Here is an 18270-nt window from a genome sequence, read left to right on the forward strand (position 1 = left end):
TTGCTTCGTCGTGGATTTCACAGATCGGCGGGTAGTGGCGCTTTCAGCCATTTGTCGGCAATGCGGTTCAGACTGCCGTCTTTCTTCGCCTTCGCAACGATGGCGTTGACGCGCTCGCGCAGCTTGTCTTCATTCTTGTTCAGGCCGATGGAGCATGGCGAATTCTTGATGAGGAATTTCACTTCCAGCTTCTTGCCTGGCTGTTTTTCGGAGATGCTTGCGGCAACGACGTTGCCGGTTGCGATCAGCGGAACCTGGCCGGACAGATAGGCCGATATCGTCGTGTTGTTGTCTTCGAAGCGCTTGATGATCGTGCTGGCCGGGGCGATCCTGGTCAGTTCGAGGTCTTCAATCGCGCCGCGCGTCACGCCGACCACCTTGCCGGCGAGATCCTCGGCCTTGCCGATCTTCTGGCTGCTCGCGCCAAACACGCCATTGAAAAACGGTGCGTAGGCATCGCTGAAGTCGATCACTTTTTCGCGCTCGGGGTTTTTGCCGAGGCTCGAAATCACCAGGTCCACCTTTTTGGTCGTCAGATAAGGAATGCGATTGGCGCTCGTGACCGGCACAATCTCGACGATGACGCCAAGCTCCTGCCCGATGAGCTTCGCCATGTCGATGTCGTACCCCACCGGCTTCAAGTCGTTCCCCACCGAGCCGAATGGCGGGAAATCCTGAGGAACAGCCACGCGCAGCGTTTTGGTTTTGATGATGTTTTCCAGCGCATCGGCATGGGACGCGGTGGACAGGGTCAACGTGGCAGCGCCAAGGACGAGGGCGGTCAACAGGGAACGGCGTTTCATCGATAATTCCTTTTTAGCGTGAATGGAACGGGTGCCGCCTCAAACGCATCGAGACGTTGAAAAGGAGTTATGCAGAATCCGTGCCTGCATACAATTAATGTATACGATCGCCTGGCAAAATGATTCGGAGAACGTTGCGCCGCCTTGCCTTGCGTCTTGTGCTGTCTGCGGCGACGCATCCGCCCGGAACCGTTGCGCCTCATTTTGTCAGGCGCGCTACCTTGAACCGTTCCGGAATTTCTCCCTGTCTCGGTGCGGTAGTTATCAAGATCACACCGGAATGGTGCACTTCGTGCGTGCGACCGGGCGGCGCCGAGGGTGCGCCTGACTTGAACGTCGCTCCGCGCTATCGACGCGTCTGATGCGCTGCGGCGAACAGCCGCTCGCCCGGCCCGTGCCGCTTCAGCGAACGGCGACACCTGGGGAGTGACTGGCTGATGAAATATCGGGGATGGTCACGGGGCGTCGTCGCCCCGGACGCGGCATCGTCGCGTACAGACGTCGTCGTGACGCTCTGTGTCGATGCCGCCGGAGGAGGGGAGGAGCCTGGCGCGATTGCAGCCAGGCTGAGGTTACAAGGTGTGTGCCGGGATTATTTCAGCCACAGGCGCACCGAATCCCAGGCGCGGCCGAAGATGCTGGCCTGGTTCACCTGTTCCAGTGCGACCACCGGCAGTTCCGACATGGTCTTGCCGTCGATGACCATCTTCAGCGTGCCGACCTTGCTGTTGGCGGCGACCGGCGCCACCAGCGGGTCCTTGCGCTCCAGCACCGGCTTGATCTTGTCGGCGACGCCCTTGGGCACGGTCACATAGACATCGTGATCGAAGCCGATCTTCACCTGTCCCTGCGAGCCCTTCCACACTTCCGGCGTCGCGACCGCCTGGCCCTTGCCGTACAGCTTGACGGTGTCGAAGTTCTGGAAGCCCCAGTTCAGGAGCTTCTGGCTTTCCTGCGCGCGGGTCTGGTCGGACACGGTGCCGAGCACGACCGAAATCAGGCGGCGCTCGCCGCCGGCGTTCGGGCGTTTCGCCGACGAGATCAGGCAGTAGCCTGCGCCTGCCGTGTGGCCGGTCTTCATGCCATCGACGCTCGGGTCGAGCCACAGCAGGCGGTTGCGGTTCGGCTGCTTGATCTTGTTGTAGGTGAAGTCCTTGGTCGAATAGATCTTGTAGTGGTCCGGGTGATCCGCGATCAGGCGCGCTGCCAGCGTCGACAGGTCCTGCGCGGTCGAGTAGTTGTCCGGGCTGGGCAAGCCGTGTGGATTGGCGAAACGGGTCGACTTCAGGCCCATGCGTTCCGCCTCGCGGTTCATCAAGGCGACGAAGGCGTCTTCGGTGCCGGCGACCGCTTCGGCCAGCGCGACGGCGGCATCGTTGCCCGACTGCACGATCAGCCCGTACATCAGATCGTTGACCTTCACCGGCGTGGCGGGGTCGATGAACATCTTGGAGCTGCTCGGATCGACTTTCCAGGCGCGTACCGAGACGTTGATCAGCTGGTTCGGATCAAGGCGCTTTTCCTTGATTGCCGAAAATGCCAGATAGGCCGTCATGATCTTGGTGAGCGAGGCCGGTTCGATGCGCATCGTGGCGTCCTGCGATGCCAGCACCTGGCCGCTGGTGGCGTCGAGCAGCAGCCAGGATTTTGCGGCGATGGTGGGGGCGGGAAGCGCTTGAGCGGAAGCGGCGGAGAAAGAGAACGCGGCAGCCAGGGCCACAAGTAGTTTTTTCATGGGGTGCATTTTTTGAAACCTGCCGCGGACCGGTGCAGGCATTGGTTGGGTAAAAATTGAATCAGGGAATTATAGTGCCAGCAGTCATGTTCGTGACCATTGGTCCCGGCTCTTTTGCGGCCTTGATGCATGCGATCGATAGCCTTGATTTCCAGGCATGCCGAATGCGCAATGTCGCAGCCGCACTGGCGTACAGCGATATTGCAGCACGTGCAATTCAAGAGTCCGAGGATGGATTGAAAGACATTTCGCGGACCGTACTGCGGGCAGTACGGTCCGAATTACCTTATGGCATCAACGGTGCCACATTTCGACCACGAAATTCTTGATATGTTGCAACTTGCGGTGAAAAAAATGATCAGCGCCGGGAATCACGATGACCGGCAAATCCTGCGGACGCGCCCAGTCGAGGGCGGCTTGCAGCGGAATCGTGTCGTCCAGCTCGCCGTGGATGAGAATGGTGTTGGCGGGCACATCCGGCATCGCCCATTTGCCGGCGGCGCTGCCGACCAGCACCAGCCGCTCGGCCGGCGTGCCCTGCGCGATCAGGCGCTGCTGCAACTGCGATTGCACGAAGGTGCCGAAGGAAAATCCGCAGAGCGCCACCGGCACATTCGGGTATTGCTGCCGCATGTGCTTGAGCAGCAGTTCCATGTCGTCGGTCTCGCCGTGTCCCGCGTCATGCTCGCCGGCGGATTGGCCGACGCCGCGAAAGTTCATGCGGACGGCAGCATAGCCGAGTGCGACGAAGGCGCGCGCCAGGGTTTGCGCGACCTTGTTGTCCATGGTGCCGCCGTACAGCGGGTGGGGGTGCGCGACCAGCGCGATGCCGCGCGGCGCGACTGACTCAGGCAGGTCGAGTGCGCATTCCAGGGAGCCGGCCGCGCCGGCGATGGAGAAGCGTTGAGTATGGGCGTTCATGCGATGCGGCCCTCAGATTTTCAGACGCTCGACGACCTTGCCCTTGACCAGATGCTCGTCGATGATTTCGTCGATGTCTTCCTTGTCGACATAGGTGTACCAGGTGCCTTCGGGATAGACCACCAGCACCGGACCTTCCTCGCAACGGTCGAGGCAGCCGGCCTTGTTGATGCGTACCTTGCCGGGGCCGCTCAGGTCGAGGTCCTTGATGCGGCGCTTCGCATGTTCCTGCGCCTCTTGCGCGCCGCGGTCATGGCAGCACGGGCGGCCGCCCGATTCGCGCTGGTTGAGACAAAAGAATACGTGGTGTTGATAAAACTGCTGGTCGCTCATGATGAATCCGCGTGTTGCGTCAAAAAGCCGATGATACACCCGGCCTCAATCCCGCTTCAGGCGATGCATGGGATGCAACAGGAACCACAACGCGAAGAACGGCCATGCCAGCGAAAGGAATTGCGCCGCGCCGTTGAAGTTGAGGAATTTTCCCTGCAGCCAGGCTTGCAGCGTGGCGGTGAAGTAGGGATTGATCGGCACGATGTTGGCGACCACCACGCTGGCCAGCAGACTGACGACCGCCAGTCGCCTTTGCGCGACCGGGCGCGCAAAGGCGAGCCCCGATACCATCATCACGCCCACCAGCAGGCCGCCCTTGGCACCCGGCGTCAGCCATGCAAATGCATTTTCCGGCGTGAACAGCAGCGCATTCGCCAGCGCCTTGACAATGAGCACGAGCGCCGCCAGTGCCGCGATCAGGCGCAGCCGGGGCGCATGCTTGCGCAGCAGGCACAGCAGCGTCAGCAGCGCGCCGGTCAGGCCGCAGGCGGTGATGATGGTTTCCGACAGCCAGTACTCCTGCACCGTCAGTTCCTGCGTCTGGATGAAAAACGCGGCGAGATCGACCGGCGTCGCCAGCCAATCGGACAGCCAGTCGGACAGGATCGGCAGAATCTGTCCGTGCCCGAACAGATAGCCCTGCGGATAGATCTGTGCCAGCGGCCACATCGCAAGAACGATCAGGCCGCGCCCCGCATCGCGCGTGAACCACTCCTTGCGCAGTTGCAGCAGGCGGCTTTGCTCAAGAAATGCGCGCGACAGCAGCACGCCCGCGATCGCGCCGATCGCCGCGCCGCCGGTATTGGTGAAGAAATCGAGGTTGGACGAGACGCGGCTCGGCAGAAAGGTCTGGACCGCCTCCATCACGCCCGACAGCAGCGCGCCGCCCGCAATTGCCAGCAAGATGGCGAACGGCCCCCGCACATGCGGATGGAGCGCGAATACCGCCAGCATGCCGAACGGGATGTACGCGACGATGTTGGTCAGCACGTCGAACCATGTCCAGTAATGCGGCAGCGGTGCGGAGAGAAATGCCCATGGCGTCACGCCGATGACATGCCACCCCGCGAACGGGTACCAGCTGGCGTAGGTGATCAGCAGCGTGTAGACCAGCAGGCCGACACGCGCAAACGCGGAGCCTGCCGGCTGATGTTCTGCGGCCGGTTGGTTGTGCGGCATGCAGACTTACTTTGCAGTAGGCGGCAGTGTCGCCAGCCACGCCATCATCTCGGCGATGACGGCATCGCCCGCGTCGGCCAGCGCGCGCGCGCCGCCCGCGGCGTCCGCGCTCGATGCCGGCAGCTGCTTGACGAAGCTCCTTTGCGCGACCAGTGCGCGGCCGTTGAACAGCGCCGCGCGCACGCCGATCCGCGCCGCGTTCTGTCCGGGTGCTTCGAACACCTGCGTGAAGTCATCGAGCTCGATGCGCAGCACCGGCACGTTCGTCGCGCCATCGGATGCCGTCAGTGCCGTGCCGCCCGCCTGCGCAATGCGCGCTTTCAGGCGCTGCGTGAACAGTTGCGGCGGCGGCATGCTCCAGCGGCTGATGGCGTAGGCGCGCGCCTCCTGATCGTTCGCATAGTTCAGGCGAAAGTACATTTGCGTACTATCGAGCCAGGCTGGGGCGCGGGCGTCGGAGATGCTGACCGGCGCCAATGCGGGCAACGGCGCCGACGCCGTCTTCAGACTGCCGAAATCGTAGAGCGTGTACTGCGGACCCTTGGTCGCGCAGCCGGCCAGCAATGCGGCGCTGAATGCGACGAACAGGGTGAGAAGCAGATGAATGGTTTTCTTCATGATTGATTTCTTCTTCTAGTGGGCCGGCACGACAAAGCCTGGTTCGCCCGGTCCCGGCGCTGCCGGCGGCACGCCGAACAGCATGCTGCCGGGATTGTCGCTCAGGTTGTCCAGCGTCCGGTTCAGCGATCTGATGGATGTGCGCGCATCATTGGCGACCGGCAGCGTTTCATGTTCCAGCCGGTTGGCCGTCGCGCCGAGCTGCGAGGCGCTGCTGGAGATTGTATCAAGCGGTCCGCCGGCGGCCTGCAGGCGGGTTGCCATCCCGTTCAGGTTGCCGGTCAATGCGCTGGCGTCCCTCGACAGCGCGGTCAGCGAGGTGAGGGCCTGTTGCGCCTGGTTCGCCAGCGCCGGCAGCTTCGCCAGTGTCGGCTGCAGCTGGCGCGGAATGGATTCGACCTCGTTGGCGGCGCGGCTGACATTGTCGAACGCGGCCAGCATGGCCTTGCGGTTTTCGGGCTCGAGCATGGTGTTGATGCGTTTCGCCATCTCTTCGGTCTGCTCGAGGATCGCGAGGCCGCGATTCTGCAGTTGGTCGAGGATGCTGGGGCGCATTTCGATGCGCGCGATGTTGTCCTTCGAGCTCGGCATCTTCACCGGGCGGCTGCCGTCATCGTCCAGTTGCACATAGGCGATGCCGGTGACGCCCTGATAACCGAGCGTGGCAAAGGTCGATTGCGTGATTGGCGCGTCCGGCCGCACGCTGATGTGCACAAGGATCTGGCCCACCTCTTGCGGATCGAAGGTGATCTCGTTGACCTTGCCCACATCCAGCCCGCGATAGCGGACGGCTGCCTGCGGATTCAGGCCGGGTACCGAGAGCGCGGTCGCGATCTGGTACGGCACCCATTCCACGCGGTCGCGGTTCAACCAGATGCCGATGAAGATCGCGCCGGCCAGCAGCACGATCGTGAACAGGCCCGCTATCAGTGCATGCGCCTTGTTTTCCATGATGATTTCTGTCCTTTAACTGTGCGGATGTTCGCGCAACACTTCCAGCGCGCGCTGGCCGCGTTCCCCGAGGAAGAACTGTTTGATGAACGGATGATCGACACGGATCACTTCGCCCGGCGGGCCGTACGCGAGCACGCGCTTTTCCGCCAGCACCGCGATCTGCGTCGACAGCTCGAACAAGGTATCCAGATCGTGCGTGACCATGATGACCGTCAGCTGCATCTCCTGATGCAGCGTGCGGATCAGCGACACGAAGCTTTCCGAGCGGTCCGGGTCGAGGCCGGCGGTCGGTTCGTCGAGAAACAGCAGCTCCGGCTCCAGTGCCAGTGCGCGCGCCAGCGCGACGCGCTTGATCATGCCGCCGGAGAGATCGGCCGGCATCTTCAGCGCATCGGCCGGCGTGATGCCCACCATGTCGAGCTTCAGCAATACCGCGTCGCGGATCAGGTCTTCCGGCAGCACGCGCAATTCGCGCATCGGCTGCGCCACGTTGTCGAACGCGGTCAGTGCGGAAAACATTGCGCCGTGCTGGAACAGCATGCCCCAGCGGTTGCGCAGATGCTGCAGATGCGCGCGGTTAGCGCGGTTGATGTCCTCGCCGAAGACGCGTACCGTGCCGCGCGTCGGCGCGTCCAATCCGAGTATCCGGCGCAGCAGCGTGGTCTTGCCGGAACCCGATCCGCCGACCAGCGACACGATCTCGCCTTGCTGCACCACCAGATTCAGTTCCTTGTGGACGACGAAGTCGCCGAACTGCGTCCACAGGTTCGTGATTTCGATCACGGGCGTACGGCTGACAGTCGCCTCCGGCATCAGTAGAACCCCACGCCCTTGAAGACGATCGCGAATACCGCGTCCGCCAGAATCACGATGGTGATGGCGGTGACGACCGACAGCGTCGTGCCCTGGCCGAGACTCTCCGTGTTGGGCTCGATGCGCAGGCCGAAGTGGCATGCCACCAGCGCGATCAGGCAGCCGAAGACCACGCCCTTGCCGATGCCGATCCAGTAGTTGGCCAGCGGCACCGCATCCGGCAAGGACTGCAGGAAGTAGGTGGGCGACAGGCTGAGTTCGGCCTGCGCGGCAAACATGCCGCCGATCAGTGCCACCACGTCGGTCCACACCACCAGCAGCGGCATCGAGATCGCCAGCGCGATCACCTTCGGCATGATGAGCCGGAAGCCGTGCGGCATGCCCATCACCAGCATCGCGTCGAGTTCTTCCGTGACGCGCATCACGCCCAGCTGCGCCGTGATCGCGGAGCCGGAGCGGCCGGCGACGAGGATCGCCGCCAGCAAGGGGCCGAGTTCGCGGATGATGCTCATGCCGAGGATGTTGACGAGATAGATGTCGCCGCCGAAGGTGTGCAGCTGCTGCGCCGACAGGTAGGACAGCACCACCCCGATCAGGAAGCCGACCAGCGCCGTGATGCCGAGCGCCTGATAGCCGATATGGAAAATGTTGGCGGAGATTTCCTTCCATGGCCCGCGCTGCGGACGCGCCGCGAAGCGGCCGAGGTCGAGCGCCAATTGCCCGATCAATCCGATGAAACTCAACACGTGTTCCGCGAAGATGTTCATCATGCGCGCCAGCGACGCCGGCGCGTACCATGGCTGCGTCGTTTTCTTCGGCAGGGTCAGCGTGCCGGTCTTTTCGAGCCGCTTGAAGAATTGCTCATAGCGTTGCGGCAACGCGAGTCGTTGCGGGCGTTTCCTGCCCCAGGTGTTCCACAGCCATTGCGCGCCAATGTGGTCCAGCGCGGCGATGTGCGACAAGTCCCAGTGCAGAGATGCATCCTTCGGCAAACCGCTCAATGTCGTTTTGATATCTTTTGCCACGCCGGGCCGCGTCAGTGCGTGTACCTGCCAGCGGCCGGCAACGCATACGGTAGGTGAATCGCGTTTTTCGATCGTGAGTGTCGGCAATTGTCGGTTTGGCATTGCGCCAGTTTAAGGGAGAATGTGACAGGCGTCATCCGCCACAATTTGTCACCACGCAAGAATCATCCATCCCGATACAATGCGCGTAACATGACTATCACGCTTTCTCCCCAACGCATCGCGACGTTTTGCCAGGGGCCTGCGCAGCAGATCGCACTGCAGGCCGTCGAGGAAACCGGCTCTACCAATGCCGACCTGCTGGCCGCCATCGACCGCTTGAACGCACCCACCTTGCTCGTTGCCGAACGGCAGACTGCGGGACGCGGGCGGGCCGGACGCGCGTGGCATTCGCAAGCCGGCGCATCGCTGACGTTTTCGCTGGCGTGGAAGTTTGCATTGCCGGTGCATGCGCTGGTGGGACTGCCGCTTGCCATCGGAGTGGCAATTGCCGACGCGCTCGCCATGTTCGACGTGAAGGTGCAATTGAAATGGCCGAACGATGTGCTGCATGAAGGCCGGAAACTGGCCGGCATCCTGATCGAAACCGCTGCCGTCGCGCCGCGCGAAGGCAGCTGGGCGGTGATCGGCGTCGGCTTGAACATGGCGGTCGATGCCGCGCTCGCCGCCACGATCGGCCGGCCGGTGGCCGATATTCCGTGGCTGACCGAACTGGATCGGGACATGCTGATGGCGACTCTGCTGAACAAGCTGGCCGACACGCTGGTGCAATTCGAGCAAACCGGCTTCGCCGGCTTTGCGCCGCGCTGGAATGCCTTGCATGCATATAGCGGACAAACCGTCATGATCCTCGACAACGGCCGGGTGCTGCACGAAGGTGTGGCGGCCGGCGTGGATGCGACCGGGCGCCTCATGCTCGACACCGCGGCCGGGCCGGTTGCGGTGATGGCGGGCGACGTGTCGCTGCGCGTGGCGGGAGGCTGACAGCATGGTGCTGCTGATCGATGCCGGCAATACGCGAGTGAAATGGGCGCTGATTCCCGGGCGCGATCTCGACTTGCCGCACAAGCTGGGGCAGTGGGCCGCATCCGGCTCCATCGAGCGCGCGCAGGTGAGGCAGCTGGCGGACATCTGGCGCGATGCGAACATCTCCCGCGTCGTGCTGTCGAATGTGGCCGGTCCGGCGATGCGCGAAGAGCTGGAGCAGACCATGGCGCTGGCCCTCGGCTTGAAGCCGGTGCCGCTGGAATGGTTCGGTTCCGTTGCGCAGCTCGCGGGCGTGCGCAACAAATATCGCAATCCGGCGCAGCTCGGCTGCGACCGTTTCGCCTCCGCGATCGGCGCGCATGCATTGTTCCCTGATGCACCGCTGATCGTCGCGACTTGCGGCACGGCGACCACGATCGATGCGGTGACGGCGGATGGTGTTTTCGTGGGCGGCATGATCCTGCCGGGGCTCGGCTTGATGGCGACCGCGCTGGCAAAGAACACCGCGCAATTGCCGCAGGTGGCGGAACACATCGCGCTATCCGAACCGTTTGCCGACAATACCGATGCCGCGATCGTCAGCGGCTGCATCGCCGCGCAGGCCGGTGCCATCGAGCGCGCGGTCGCCGCCCATGCCAGGAATCATTCCGATGTGCAATGCATTCTCGCCGGCGGTGCGGCGCATCTGATCGCGCCGCACCTGTCCGTGCCCTACAGGAAAGTCGACAATCTCGTGCTGATCGGATTGCAAATCGTTGCGGGTACCTCATGCTGAAATTTTTCTTCACGATTCTGCTGCTTGCCAATGGCGTGTTGTTCGCCTACCAGCAAGGCCATCTCGAAACACTGATGCCGAGCGGCCGCGAACCGGCGCGCGTGAGCAATCAGCTCAATGCGGACAAGATCAAGCTGATTCCGCCGCCCGCCACAGGCGCGCGCGCGCCCGCTCCGGCAGCGCCCGCTGTTGCGGTGGCGGCGGTTGCCGTGCAAAAACCGGTGGAAAAACCCGCGCCGAAAAGCGAGGTCGCAGCCTGCACCGAAATCGGCAATTTCAATCGCGAAGACGCGCGCCTGTTCGAGGCCAAACTGGCCGCGCTGGCACTCGGCACCAGGGTGTCGAAGCGTCCCATCCGCGAGGTGGCGACCCACATCGTCTACATTCCGCCGCTGCCCGATCTGGAGAGCGCGGAGAACAAGACCGCCGAACTGCGCCGGCTCGGCATCACCGACTACTACATCATTCAGGACAACTCCAGCATGCGCATGGGCATCTCGCTCGGCGTCTTCCGGCAGGAAGAGGCGGCGCGCGAACATCTCGTCAGGCTGAGTCAGAAAGGCGTGCGCTCGGCCCGCATCGGCGCGCGCAGCGTCACCACCAGCATGGTGGCGTTTCAGTTACGCGATCTGGATGCGCAGATGCGAGACAGCGTGAACCGGATCAGCGCGACTTTCCCGAAACACGAAACACGGCACTGCGAGCCGGCGTGATCCGAGGCATCAGCACGGCCTGCATGACACGCCAGCAGACCAATCGTGAAAGGTGTCTGCTTACTGCCTGTTGGATGCCGGTGCTTCCTGTGCATCCAGCGCATCAAGCAGTGCGCGCAGGCATTGCGGACAGAAGCAATCGCTGCCGGCCGCGTCCTGCGCGTTGCGCACATAGGCCGATGCCGGCAGGATAGGCATGCGGGTGCACCAGCAGGGCTGCGCGATTGCCTGCGGGTCCTTCATCCCGCATTCGAATGCCGAACCGCAGCGTGAACAACTGCTCATGATTGTCCGCCTTCCTTGTCGTCCGGTTTGGAAATCTGCATTTGACGCATCGCTCGCCGCAGCAGTTGCATCTGGGCATGGAAAGCACTGCAACCATCGCAGACCAGCAGATGCACGCGTACCCGTGCGCGCTCGACCATCGACAGCTCGCGGTCGAGGCCTTCCGAAGTCAGTTGGTGTATTTCCCTGCAAGTCGGTTTGAGTCCCATGGGCTTGCTCCTCCTTCTATGGCCGGCGCGGGGAAGGCGGGATGTGCTTGCCGAACCAGTTCAAATCCAGGCATTCGCGCAATTGGACGCGTGCACGATACAGCATCACCCAGGCATTGGTCGCGGAAATGTCCAGTTCCTTGCAGATCTCGCCGGTGTCGAGTTCCAGCCATTCGCGCATCATGAAGATGCGGGCCGTCCTTGCGGGCAGCTTTTCGAGACAGACTTCCAGCACGCGGAAAAAATCTTTCTGTTCCAGCTCGGCATCCGGATCGCCCCAGTCGCGCGGCATGTTCACGGTGTGGCCATCCGGCCTGAACAAGGCGTCGATCACGTCCGCCTCGGATTGGTCATCTCCTGTTTCGATCCGGCATTCGCGCGCGGAACTGCGCAGCGCATCGATGATCTTGTGCTTCAGGATGCCGGTGACATAGGTGCGCAACGAGGATTGTCCGGCGAAGCTGTCCGGCTTTTCCAGCACGGCGATCAATGCTTCCTGGACAACATCTTCGGCCAGCGTGTCGTTGCGCAGTTGCAAGATCGCAAATCGCAACAGCGCAGGCCGCATGTTTTCGAGTTCGTGGTGGAGGGAAAGCGCACTGGTCATTTGATCAAAAGACTAGCGAATCGCGGCCCAAAGCACAACCGCCCGGTCGGGAAGGCGACGCGCTTTCCCTGTAAAATCGCGACAATCCATTTTCAGGACTTGCCATGAAAGACACCACCGACACATCCATCGACATTTCCGGAGTTGCTCCGCAAATCAAGGCCGAAATTCTCGCCGAAGCATTGCCGTATATCCGCAAATTCCATGGCAAGACCATCGTCGTCAAGTACGGCGGCAACGCGATGACGGAAGAGCGCCTCAAGCACGGCTTCGCGCGCGACGTGATCCTGCTGAAGCTGGTCGGCATGAATCCGGTGGTGGTGCATGGCGGCGGTCCGCAGATCGACAATGCGCTGAAGAAAATCGGCAAGCAGGGCACCTTCGTGCAAGGCATGCGCATCACCGACGAGGAAACGATGGAAGTCGTCGAATGGGTGCTCGGCGGCGAAGTGCAGCAGGACATCGTGATGCTGATCAACCACTACGGCGGCCAGGCGGTCGGCTTGACCGGCAAGGACGGCGGCCTGATCCGTGCGCGCAAGATGCAGATGCCGGACAAGGAGAATCCGGGCAAGTTCCTCGACATCGGCTTCGTCGGCGAAATCGATGCGATCAATCCGGCGGTCGTCAAGGCTCTGCAGGACGACGCCTTCATTCCGATCATCTCGCCGATCGGTTTCGGCGAAGACGGCCAGGCCTACAACATCAACGCCGATCTGGTGGCCGGCAAGATCGCGGAAATCCTGAAGGCCGAAAAGCTGATCATGATGACCAACATTCCCGGCGTGATGGACAAGCAGGGCAATCTGCTGACTGACCTGTCGGCGCGCGAGATCGACGAGATGTTCGCCGACGGCACGATCTCCGGCGGCATGCTGCCGAAGATTTCCTCCGCGCTCGACGCCGCCAAATCGGGTGTCAACACGGTACACATCATCGATGGCCGCATCGAGCATTCGCTGCTGCTGGAAGTGCTGACGGAACAGGCCTTCGGCACGATGATCCGCTCGCATTGAGCGTTGCTTGAAGCGTGCGCGCGGCGGCAATCCACCGCGCGCAAAAACCAATATCGCCGCCGCATCGCCGCGACTTGCCGCAGGTGCTGTCAATCCGAGCGAAGCGAGGAATCTCCGCCTCACACGGTCGCGGCACGCTCAGTACAGCTTCTCCACCTGGTATCCGCGCTGCCGCAGCAATTCCGGCACACCTTTTTCTCCCATCAGATGCAGCAGACCGACGCCGACGAAGGTGGTGCCGCCGCCCTTGAGCATGGCCTCGACCTTCTGCGCCATTTCCGGATTGCGCTTGTCGATCATCACACGCTGCATGAATTCGGCGGAAGGCGTCGGTGCGCCGAGTTCCTCGCGCATGAACGCTTCCAGTGCCTTGCCGTTCGCGCTGCTCCATGCCTCGAACAGTGCGCCGGTCTTCTTCACCAGCTTGCCGTCGGCGAGTTCGGCCAGGGTTTCGACAAGGAAGCGCTCCTGCTGCGCGTCGCTCATGGCGGCAAACAAGGACATCTGATAATCGGCGGATTCAAGTTCGACGATGGTCTTGCCCTGCTCCTTCGCGCGGACCAGAAGAAAGGGCTCGATGCCATAGCGGGTTTGATAACCGTTGCGTTCGAGTTCGACTGTGGTCAGCATGATGGCGACCATCCACGGCTTCATGGGGCGAGCGTTGTCGAATGGAATCGAGAATCGATTCAGCGCCAGTTTCAGTTGTCGCAGGCTGTCAGCCGAGAGGCGCCGATCAAGCGTATCGCCGTTGGCGTACATGCCGTGCGTTGCGATCGCCTGCTGAAACGGTGTGGTGTTGAAGATATCGATTTCCACCGCAAGCGTGCCGGCGCGGTTGAACGCCTGCGTCACTTCGCTCTCGAGCGGATACAGAGACGGCTGTCCGACATGGATCGTGCCGAACAGGTACGCCGTGTTGTCATGATGACGCACGCGAAACAGGCTGCCGCGTTGCGGCGGACTGGCGGACTTCTGTACGGATGCGGCCGGAGCCGCTACATTACTTTCTGCGAGGCTGTCTGCGCCGGCGAATGCAAGCAGGAGACTCGACAGCGCAATCATGATTTTGTGTTTCATGTACCTCCCTTTTTTTCGTTGACTGTATCAGAAGCAGATGCCCAAACCTCCGCCGATCTGGCTGTTCGACCTCGATAACACGCTGCACAATGCGTCGCACGCGATTTTCCCGGCGATCAATGCCAACATGAATGCCTATCTGGCAAAAATCCTCGGCGACGGCGACACGCCGGCCGACGAGGAAACCGTCAACGCGGCGCGGATCGATTACTGGAAGCGCTATGGCGCGACGCTGCTCGGCATGGTCAGGCATCATCATGTGAAGCAGGAGGATTTCCTGCGCGAGGCGCATCAGTTCGACGATCTGGCGGCCATGATCCGCGCCGAGCGCGGGCTGGCGAAATTGCTGAAGCGCCTGCCGGGGCGCAAGATCCTGCTGACCAACGCGCCGCGCCGCTATTCGCGCGACGTGGTGCGGCATCTCGGCCTGCACCGGCATTTTGCGCAGCACATTCCGATCGAATCGATGCGCGTGCACGGACAGCTGCGGCCGAAACCGTCCAGGCAGCTATTGCGAAAACTGATCGCTAAAGAACGCGTGCCGGCCAGCCGTTGTGTACTGGTGGAGGACACGCTCGACAATCTGCGATCGGCGAAGGCGCTGGGCATGCGCACGGTCTGGGTGACGCAGTATCTCGCGTCCAATCCGAATCTGCGGCGGCTGTCCGGCCAGCTGTCCTTGCATGGCTTCATGAAGCGTCCCGCTTGTGCCGATGTCAAAGTAAAATCTGTGCGGCAACTCCCGTCGAGACTGGGCCGGCTGCGAAAGTAACAATATTCCGATTGCTGACTATTATTCCAACACATCATGGCAACCACGAAACCCGGCGAACGCAAACACCAGATTCTGCAAACCCTCGCCGCGATGCTGGAGCAGCCCAAGGGCGAGAAGATCACCACCGCCGCCTTGGCCGGCAGGCTCGAGGTGTCGGAGGCGGCGCTGTACCGGCATTTCGCCAGCAAGGCGCAGATGTTCGAAGGCTTGATCGAGTTCATCGAATCGAGCGTGTTCGGCCTCATCAACCAGATCGCCGAGCAGCAGGAAAACGGCCTGTCGCAGGTGCAGGCGATGACCGGCATGCTGCTCAACTTCGCCGAGCGCAATCCTGGCATGACGCGCGTGATGATCGGCGATGCGCTGGTCAACGAGGATGAGCGTTTGCAGCAGCGCATGAACCAGTTCGTCGAGCGTGTCGAACTTGCGCTCAAGCAATCGCTGCGCATCGCGGTCACGCAAGGCGAGGCGAAAGAGTCGGAAGTCGCGGCGCGCGCCAACATGATCGCCAGCCTGGTGATGGGCCGCTGGCACCGCTTTGCCAAGAGCGGGTTCAGGCAGAATCCGTCGGAGAACGCGCAGGCGCAGATTGCGTTGCTGCTGGTGTGATTCGCGCATCGTCCCTGAAAGCATGAGATGCAGGGCCGTGGCGTGAGCACTTGTGCCCATGCGATTGCGGCTACCCTGGCGCGTTGCGCAGCGCAGAAGCGCGAACCTCAGTACACTTTCAAGCTTCGCGGTTCGCGCGTCGCATCCTCCCGCACACGATGTCAACAAAAACCTTCCCCGCCTTCGCCTTCCTCGCGCTCCTGACCGGCGGCATCGCCATCGGCTTTGCCGGCATCTTCATGCGTCTGTCGGACGTCAATCCGCTCGCCTCCGCCTTCTGGCGCATGGCGCTGGCGGCACCGGTTCTGTGGGCGTGGGCGTTTGCGGTCAGGAAGCAGGACGAGGCTGCGGGCAAGCGCACCGATTACGCCATGGCGCTCGTGCTGGCCGGGATCTATTTCGCGGCCGACATGGCGCTCTGGCATTTGTCCCTGCATTACACCACCGTCTCGAATGCGACCCTGCTGTCCAACTTCGCGCCGATCTTCATTGCGCTGTGGATGTGGCTGGCGTACAAGGTGCGCTTTGCCCGCATCTTCATCGTCGGCATGGTGATTGCACTCGTTGGCGCGGTCATGCTGGTCGCGCCGAATGCGGCGGCCAGTCAAGACAGCGCAGGAAGCAGAATGCTGGGCGATGCCCTGGGCCTGTCAAGCGCCGTGTTTTATGCCGCCTATCAGCTGGTAATCAAGGGCGCGCGCGACCAGTATTCGACCGCGCGGCTGATGGCATGGAGCACCACCGTGACCGGGCTGGCATTGCTGCCGTTTGCGCTGGTCGCGCCGGGCGCGTTCTGGCCGGCCAACGCGCTGGCATGGATGCCGCTTCTCGGCTTGGCGCTGGTCGCACAGATCGGCGGACAGACGGTGATCGCCTATGCATTTGCGCATTTACCGGCGTCATTGTCATCGGTGAGTCTGTTGATCCAGCCCCTGACCGCCACCATTGCGGCCTGGATCATTTTCAATGAAGCGGTCGGCCCTGTGCAGATGGCAGGCGGTGCGCTGCTGCTGTGGGGAATCTACCTTTCCAAGCGCGGCAGCTGACTCGCTGGCGAACGTCGCACGGAGCGCGATATGCGCATGAATCGCGATGGGTGCCGGACGAGTTGAAGGTTGCGGAGGGGAGTGACGTGCGGAGCATGGTCACGTTTGGCTGCTGCGCATGACAGACGACATCAGGTTGTCTGTCATGCGAGGCGGAGCGACCGGGAGTCGCTCCGGTCTTCAGAATCAGGCCTTGCCGCTTCTGCGTGCAAACGCAAGCGCGGCCAATGCGGCGGCCAGCAGCGCAACCGAACCCGGTTCAGGCACGTCATTGCTGTTGGTCACGCGGAACGCAAAGTTTTGCAGGTGCAGGCCGTGGTCATTCACGTATGCGGAGTAGGCACTGCCGGCTCCTCCGGGGGAGGCGTAGAGCCCGTCACCACCCACATCGATATGCAGGTCCTGCGCGGCCGGCGTACCGTTCCAGCCGTAGGTGTTGCTATCACCCCATCCATCCATCCATGCCTTGAAGTTGATATCCGCCACGTTGCTGCTGACGGTGGAAATGGCGTAGTCGCTCGCCGATCCGCCGAAGATATAGGCCGCTGCCTCCACGCCCGACAGTACTGGCGTGATGTACTGACCCAGCCCGTTGGTCGCACTCCAGCTATCGCCTTCATCGACAAACCACGAGCCGACGTAGGTGTAAGTCGGCGCGGCCATCGCGGAAGACGCCATCGAGATCAATCCGATTCCCAGCAGTTTTTTCAGCAGTTTCATTTGTGTTTCCCTGTCCAATGTTGGCTCTGCATCCACTTGAGCAAAGTGCGGTCGAAAAGCAAGCAACGGACCAGACGGAAAACTTCATGAAAATCAATGAGTTGGGTATCGAAATGGCATGCGTTGAGATCCGGGTGTCAGATTGTTCGACAGTCCATGCAAGGCGTGTGCATCAACGGGCGGCCGACTTGAGCTGCGCCCCGCGCCCCTGAAACACCACCAGCCACGTCGCCAGCACCACCAGTGCGCAGCCGATCAGCGTATTGAGATTGACCGCTTCGTGCAGGAACAGCGCGCCCCACAGCAATGCGAACAGCGGAATCAGGAAGGTCACGGTCAGCGCCTTCGTCGGCCCGATATCCGCGATCAGGCGGAAATAGATGAAGTAGGCGACGGCGCTGCACAGCAAGGCCAGCGCACAGGCGACGAGCGCGATATACAAGGTGATGTCGCCGCGTATCGGCGACAGCGGCAGGAAGGGCAGCAGCACCAGCGCCGCGCCAAGCTGCGATCCGGTCGCCATCTGGGGCGGGGCGATGCTGATGGAAGTCTTTTTCGAATACACGCCGGCAATGCCGTAACACATCGCGGCACCGATGCAGGCCAGCGCCGCGATCAGCACTTCCTGCGAAAACCGCGCCGGGCCGAGACGCACCAGAAACGCGACGCCGACGATGCCGATGATCAGTCCGGCAATCTTGCGCGCGGTCAGTTTTTCGCCAAGCACTGCCGCGCCGATCAGCGCGCCCCATAGCGGGGTGGTGGCGTTCACGATGGCGGAATATCCCGCCGGCAGCGTCAGCGCTGCATACGAGAACAGCGCGAACGGCAGCGCGGAATTCAGGGTACCAAGCACCAGATACTGCTTCCAGTTGGTGCCGAAATGCATCGCGCGTCCAGTCGCCGCCATGAACAGCAGCATCGCGACGCCGGCGAGCGCGACACGCACTTCCGCAGTCCACAGCGCGCCCAGCACGGGCGCAACGATGCGCATGAACAGAAACGAGGCGCCCCAGATGGCGGCGAGAACGAGGAGCCGGAGGAAGTCTGCGTGTCGCATGCCTGGT

22 protein-coding genes are annotated in these 18270 nt (G+C 62.2%); 7 read left to right on the forward strand and 15 right to left on the reverse strand.

What is annotated here, in order from left to right:
• Positions 1-17 precede the first annotated feature (17 nt).
• From D3870_RS01490 to D3870_RS01530, 9 genes are all read right to left on the reverse strand, one after another.
• Positions 18-803, reverse strand: a complete 786-nt coding sequence (locus tag D3870_RS01490; RefSeq protein ID WP_119736080.1) for a transporter substrate-binding domain-containing protein — start codon at positions 801-803, stop codon at positions 18-20.
• A gap of 592 nt (positions 804-1395) precedes the next feature.
• A complete protein-coding gene (locus tag D3870_RS01495; RefSeq protein ID WP_119741519.1) occupies positions 1396-2538 on the reverse strand; it encodes a D-alanyl-D-alanine carboxypeptidase family protein in 1143 nt (380 codons plus the stop codon).
• A gap of 294 nt (positions 2539-2832) precedes the next feature.
• Positions 2833-3459 carry an alpha/beta hydrolase gene (locus tag D3870_RS01500; protein ID WP_119736082.1) on the reverse strand — a complete coding sequence of 209 codons (627 nt, stop codon included), beginning with the start codon at positions 3457-3459 and terminating at the stop codon, positions 2833-2835.
• Positions 3460-3471: 12 nt separating this feature from the next.
• On the reverse strand, positions 3472-3792 hold the full coding sequence (locus D3870_RS01505) for a (2Fe-2S) ferredoxin domain-containing protein (RefSeq protein ID WP_119736083.1): 321 nt from the start codon (positions 3790-3792) through the stop codon (positions 3472-3474).
• A 45-nt stretch (positions 3793-3837) separates the two neighbouring features.
• Positions 3838-4971 (reverse strand): VanZ family protein, encoded by a 1134-nt coding sequence (locus D3870_RS01510; RefSeq protein WP_119736085.1) that lies wholly within the window; start codon positions 4969-4971, stop codon positions 3838-3840.
• Between the two features lie 6 nt (positions 4972-4977).
• Positions 4978-5589 (reverse strand): ABC-type transport auxiliary lipoprotein family protein, encoded by a 612-nt coding sequence (locus tag D3870_RS01515; RefSeq protein WP_119736087.1) that lies wholly within the window; start codon positions 5587-5589, stop codon positions 4978-4980.
• A gap of 15 nt (positions 5590-5604) precedes the next feature.
• Entirely contained in the window at positions 5605-6540 is a 936-nt protein-coding gene (locus tag D3870_RS01520) for an MlaD family protein (RefSeq protein ID WP_119736089.1), read from the reverse strand.
• Between the two features lie 15 nt (positions 6541-6555).
• Positions 6556-7356, reverse strand: coding sequence for an ABC transporter ATP-binding protein (locus tag D3870_RS01525; protein WP_119736090.1), 801 nt, complete (start codon positions 7354-7356; stop codon positions 6556-6558).
• Positions 7356-8483, reverse strand: a complete 1128-nt coding sequence (locus tag D3870_RS01530; protein WP_119736092.1) for an MlaE family ABC transporter permease — start codon at positions 8481-8483, stop codon at positions 7356-7358. The genes D3870_RS01525 and D3870_RS01530 overlap by 1 nt, the downstream gene beginning before the upstream one ends.
• 90 nt (positions 8484-8573) lie before the next feature.
• Here D3870_RS01530 and D3870_RS01535 point away from each other — a divergent pair, with 90 nt between their 5' ends.
• The 3 genes from D3870_RS01535 to D3870_RS01545 are packed head-to-tail and all read left to right on the forward strand — an operon-like array spanning position 8574 to position 10856.
• Positions 8574-9365: a biotin--[acetyl-CoA-carboxylase] ligase gene (locus tag D3870_RS01535; RefSeq protein ID WP_119736094.1), complete on the forward strand. Its 792-nt coding sequence runs from the start codon at positions 8574-8576 to the stop codon at positions 9363-9365.
• Positions 9366-9369: 4 nt separating this feature from the next.
• Positions 9370-10143, forward strand: coding sequence for a type III pantothenate kinase (locus tag D3870_RS01540; RefSeq protein ID WP_119736096.1), 774 nt, complete (start codon positions 9370-9372; stop codon positions 10141-10143).
• Positions 10137-10856 (forward strand): SPOR domain-containing protein, encoded by a 720-nt coding sequence (locus D3870_RS01545; protein ID WP_119736098.1) that lies wholly within the window; start codon positions 10137-10139, stop codon positions 10854-10856. The genes D3870_RS01540 and D3870_RS01545 overlap by 7 nt, the downstream gene beginning before the upstream one ends.
• Before the next feature lie 60 nt (positions 10857-10916).
• Here the strand turns inward: D3870_RS01545 and D3870_RS01550 are convergent, their stop codons facing one another.
• The 3 genes from D3870_RS01550 to D3870_RS01560 are packed head-to-tail and all read right to left on the reverse strand — an operon-like array spanning position 10917 to position 11957.
• Complete coding sequence (locus tag D3870_RS01550) at positions 10917-11141, reverse strand: cysteine-rich CWC family protein (protein ID WP_119736100.1); 225 nt, start codon at positions 11139-11141, stop codon at positions 10917-10919.
• The gene (locus D3870_RS01555) at positions 11138-11350 is read right to left on the reverse strand and encodes a zf-HC2 domain-containing protein (RefSeq protein WP_119736102.1); all 213 of its coding nucleotides are present in this window, start codon (positions 11348-11350) and stop codon (positions 11138-11140) included. The genes D3870_RS01550 and D3870_RS01555 overlap by 4 nt, the downstream gene beginning before the upstream one ends.
• 16 nt (positions 11351-11366) lie before the next feature.
• Entirely contained in the window at positions 11367-11957 is a 591-nt protein-coding gene (locus tag D3870_RS01560; RefSeq protein ID WP_119736103.1) for a sigma-70 family RNA polymerase sigma factor, read from the reverse strand.
• 104 nt (positions 11958-12061) lie between these two features.
• On the opposite strand from D3870_RS01560, the gene argB reads away from it, so the two are divergent.
• Positions 12062-12973: an acetylglutamate kinase gene (gene argB / locus D3870_RS01565; RefSeq protein ID WP_119736105.1), complete on the forward strand. Its 912-nt coding sequence runs from the start codon at positions 12062-12064 to the stop codon at positions 12971-12973.
• A 138-nt stretch (positions 12974-13111) separates the two neighbouring features.
• Here argB and D3870_RS01570 read toward each other — a convergent pair whose 3' ends face one another.
• A complete protein-coding gene (locus D3870_RS01570; protein WP_119736107.1) occupies positions 13112-14053 on the reverse strand; it encodes a TraB/GumN family protein in 942 nt (313 codons plus the stop codon).
• Between the two features lie 37 nt (positions 14054-14090).
• Between D3870_RS01570 and D3870_RS01575 the strand changes: the two genes are divergently transcribed.
• The 3 genes from D3870_RS01575 to D3870_RS01585 all read left to right on the forward strand — a co-directional run bounded on the left by D3870_RS01575 (position 14091) and on the right by D3870_RS01585 (position 16483).
• Positions 14091-14825 (forward strand): pyrimidine 5'-nucleotidase, encoded by a 735-nt coding sequence (locus D3870_RS01575; RefSeq protein ID WP_119736109.1) that lies wholly within the window; start codon positions 14091-14093, stop codon positions 14823-14825.
• A 36-nt stretch (positions 14826-14861) separates the two neighbouring features.
• On the forward strand, positions 14862-15437 hold the full coding sequence (gene slmA, locus D3870_RS01580) for a nucleoid occlusion factor SlmA (protein ID WP_119736111.1): 576 nt from the start codon (positions 14862-14864) through the stop codon (positions 15435-15437).
• Positions 15438-15595: 158 nt separating this feature from the next.
• Positions 15596-16483, forward strand: a complete 888-nt coding sequence (locus D3870_RS01585) for a DMT family transporter (RefSeq protein WP_119736113.1) — start codon at positions 15596-15598, stop codon at positions 16481-16483.
• Positions 16484-16669: 186 nt separating this feature from the next.
• Here the strand turns inward: D3870_RS01585 and D3870_RS01590 are convergent, their stop codons facing one another.
• Positions 16670-17203 carry a PEP-CTERM sorting domain-containing protein gene (locus D3870_RS01590; RefSeq protein ID WP_119736115.1) on the reverse strand — a complete coding sequence of 178 codons (534 nt, stop codon included), beginning with the start codon at positions 17201-17203 and terminating at the stop codon, positions 16670-16672.
• Positions 17204-17375: 172 nt separating this feature from the next.
• Complete coding sequence (locus D3870_RS01595) at positions 17376-18263, reverse strand: DMT family transporter (RefSeq protein WP_119736117.1); 888 nt, start codon at positions 18261-18263, stop codon at positions 17376-17378.
• Positions 18264-18270: the final 7 nt, after the last annotated feature.

Origin of the sequence: Noviherbaspirillum cavernae, assembly GCF_003590875.1 — a bacterium.
Taxonomy (GTDB): Bacteria; Pseudomonadota; Gammaproteobacteria; order Burkholderiales; family Burkholderiaceae_D; genus Noviherbaspirillum; species Noviherbaspirillum cavernae.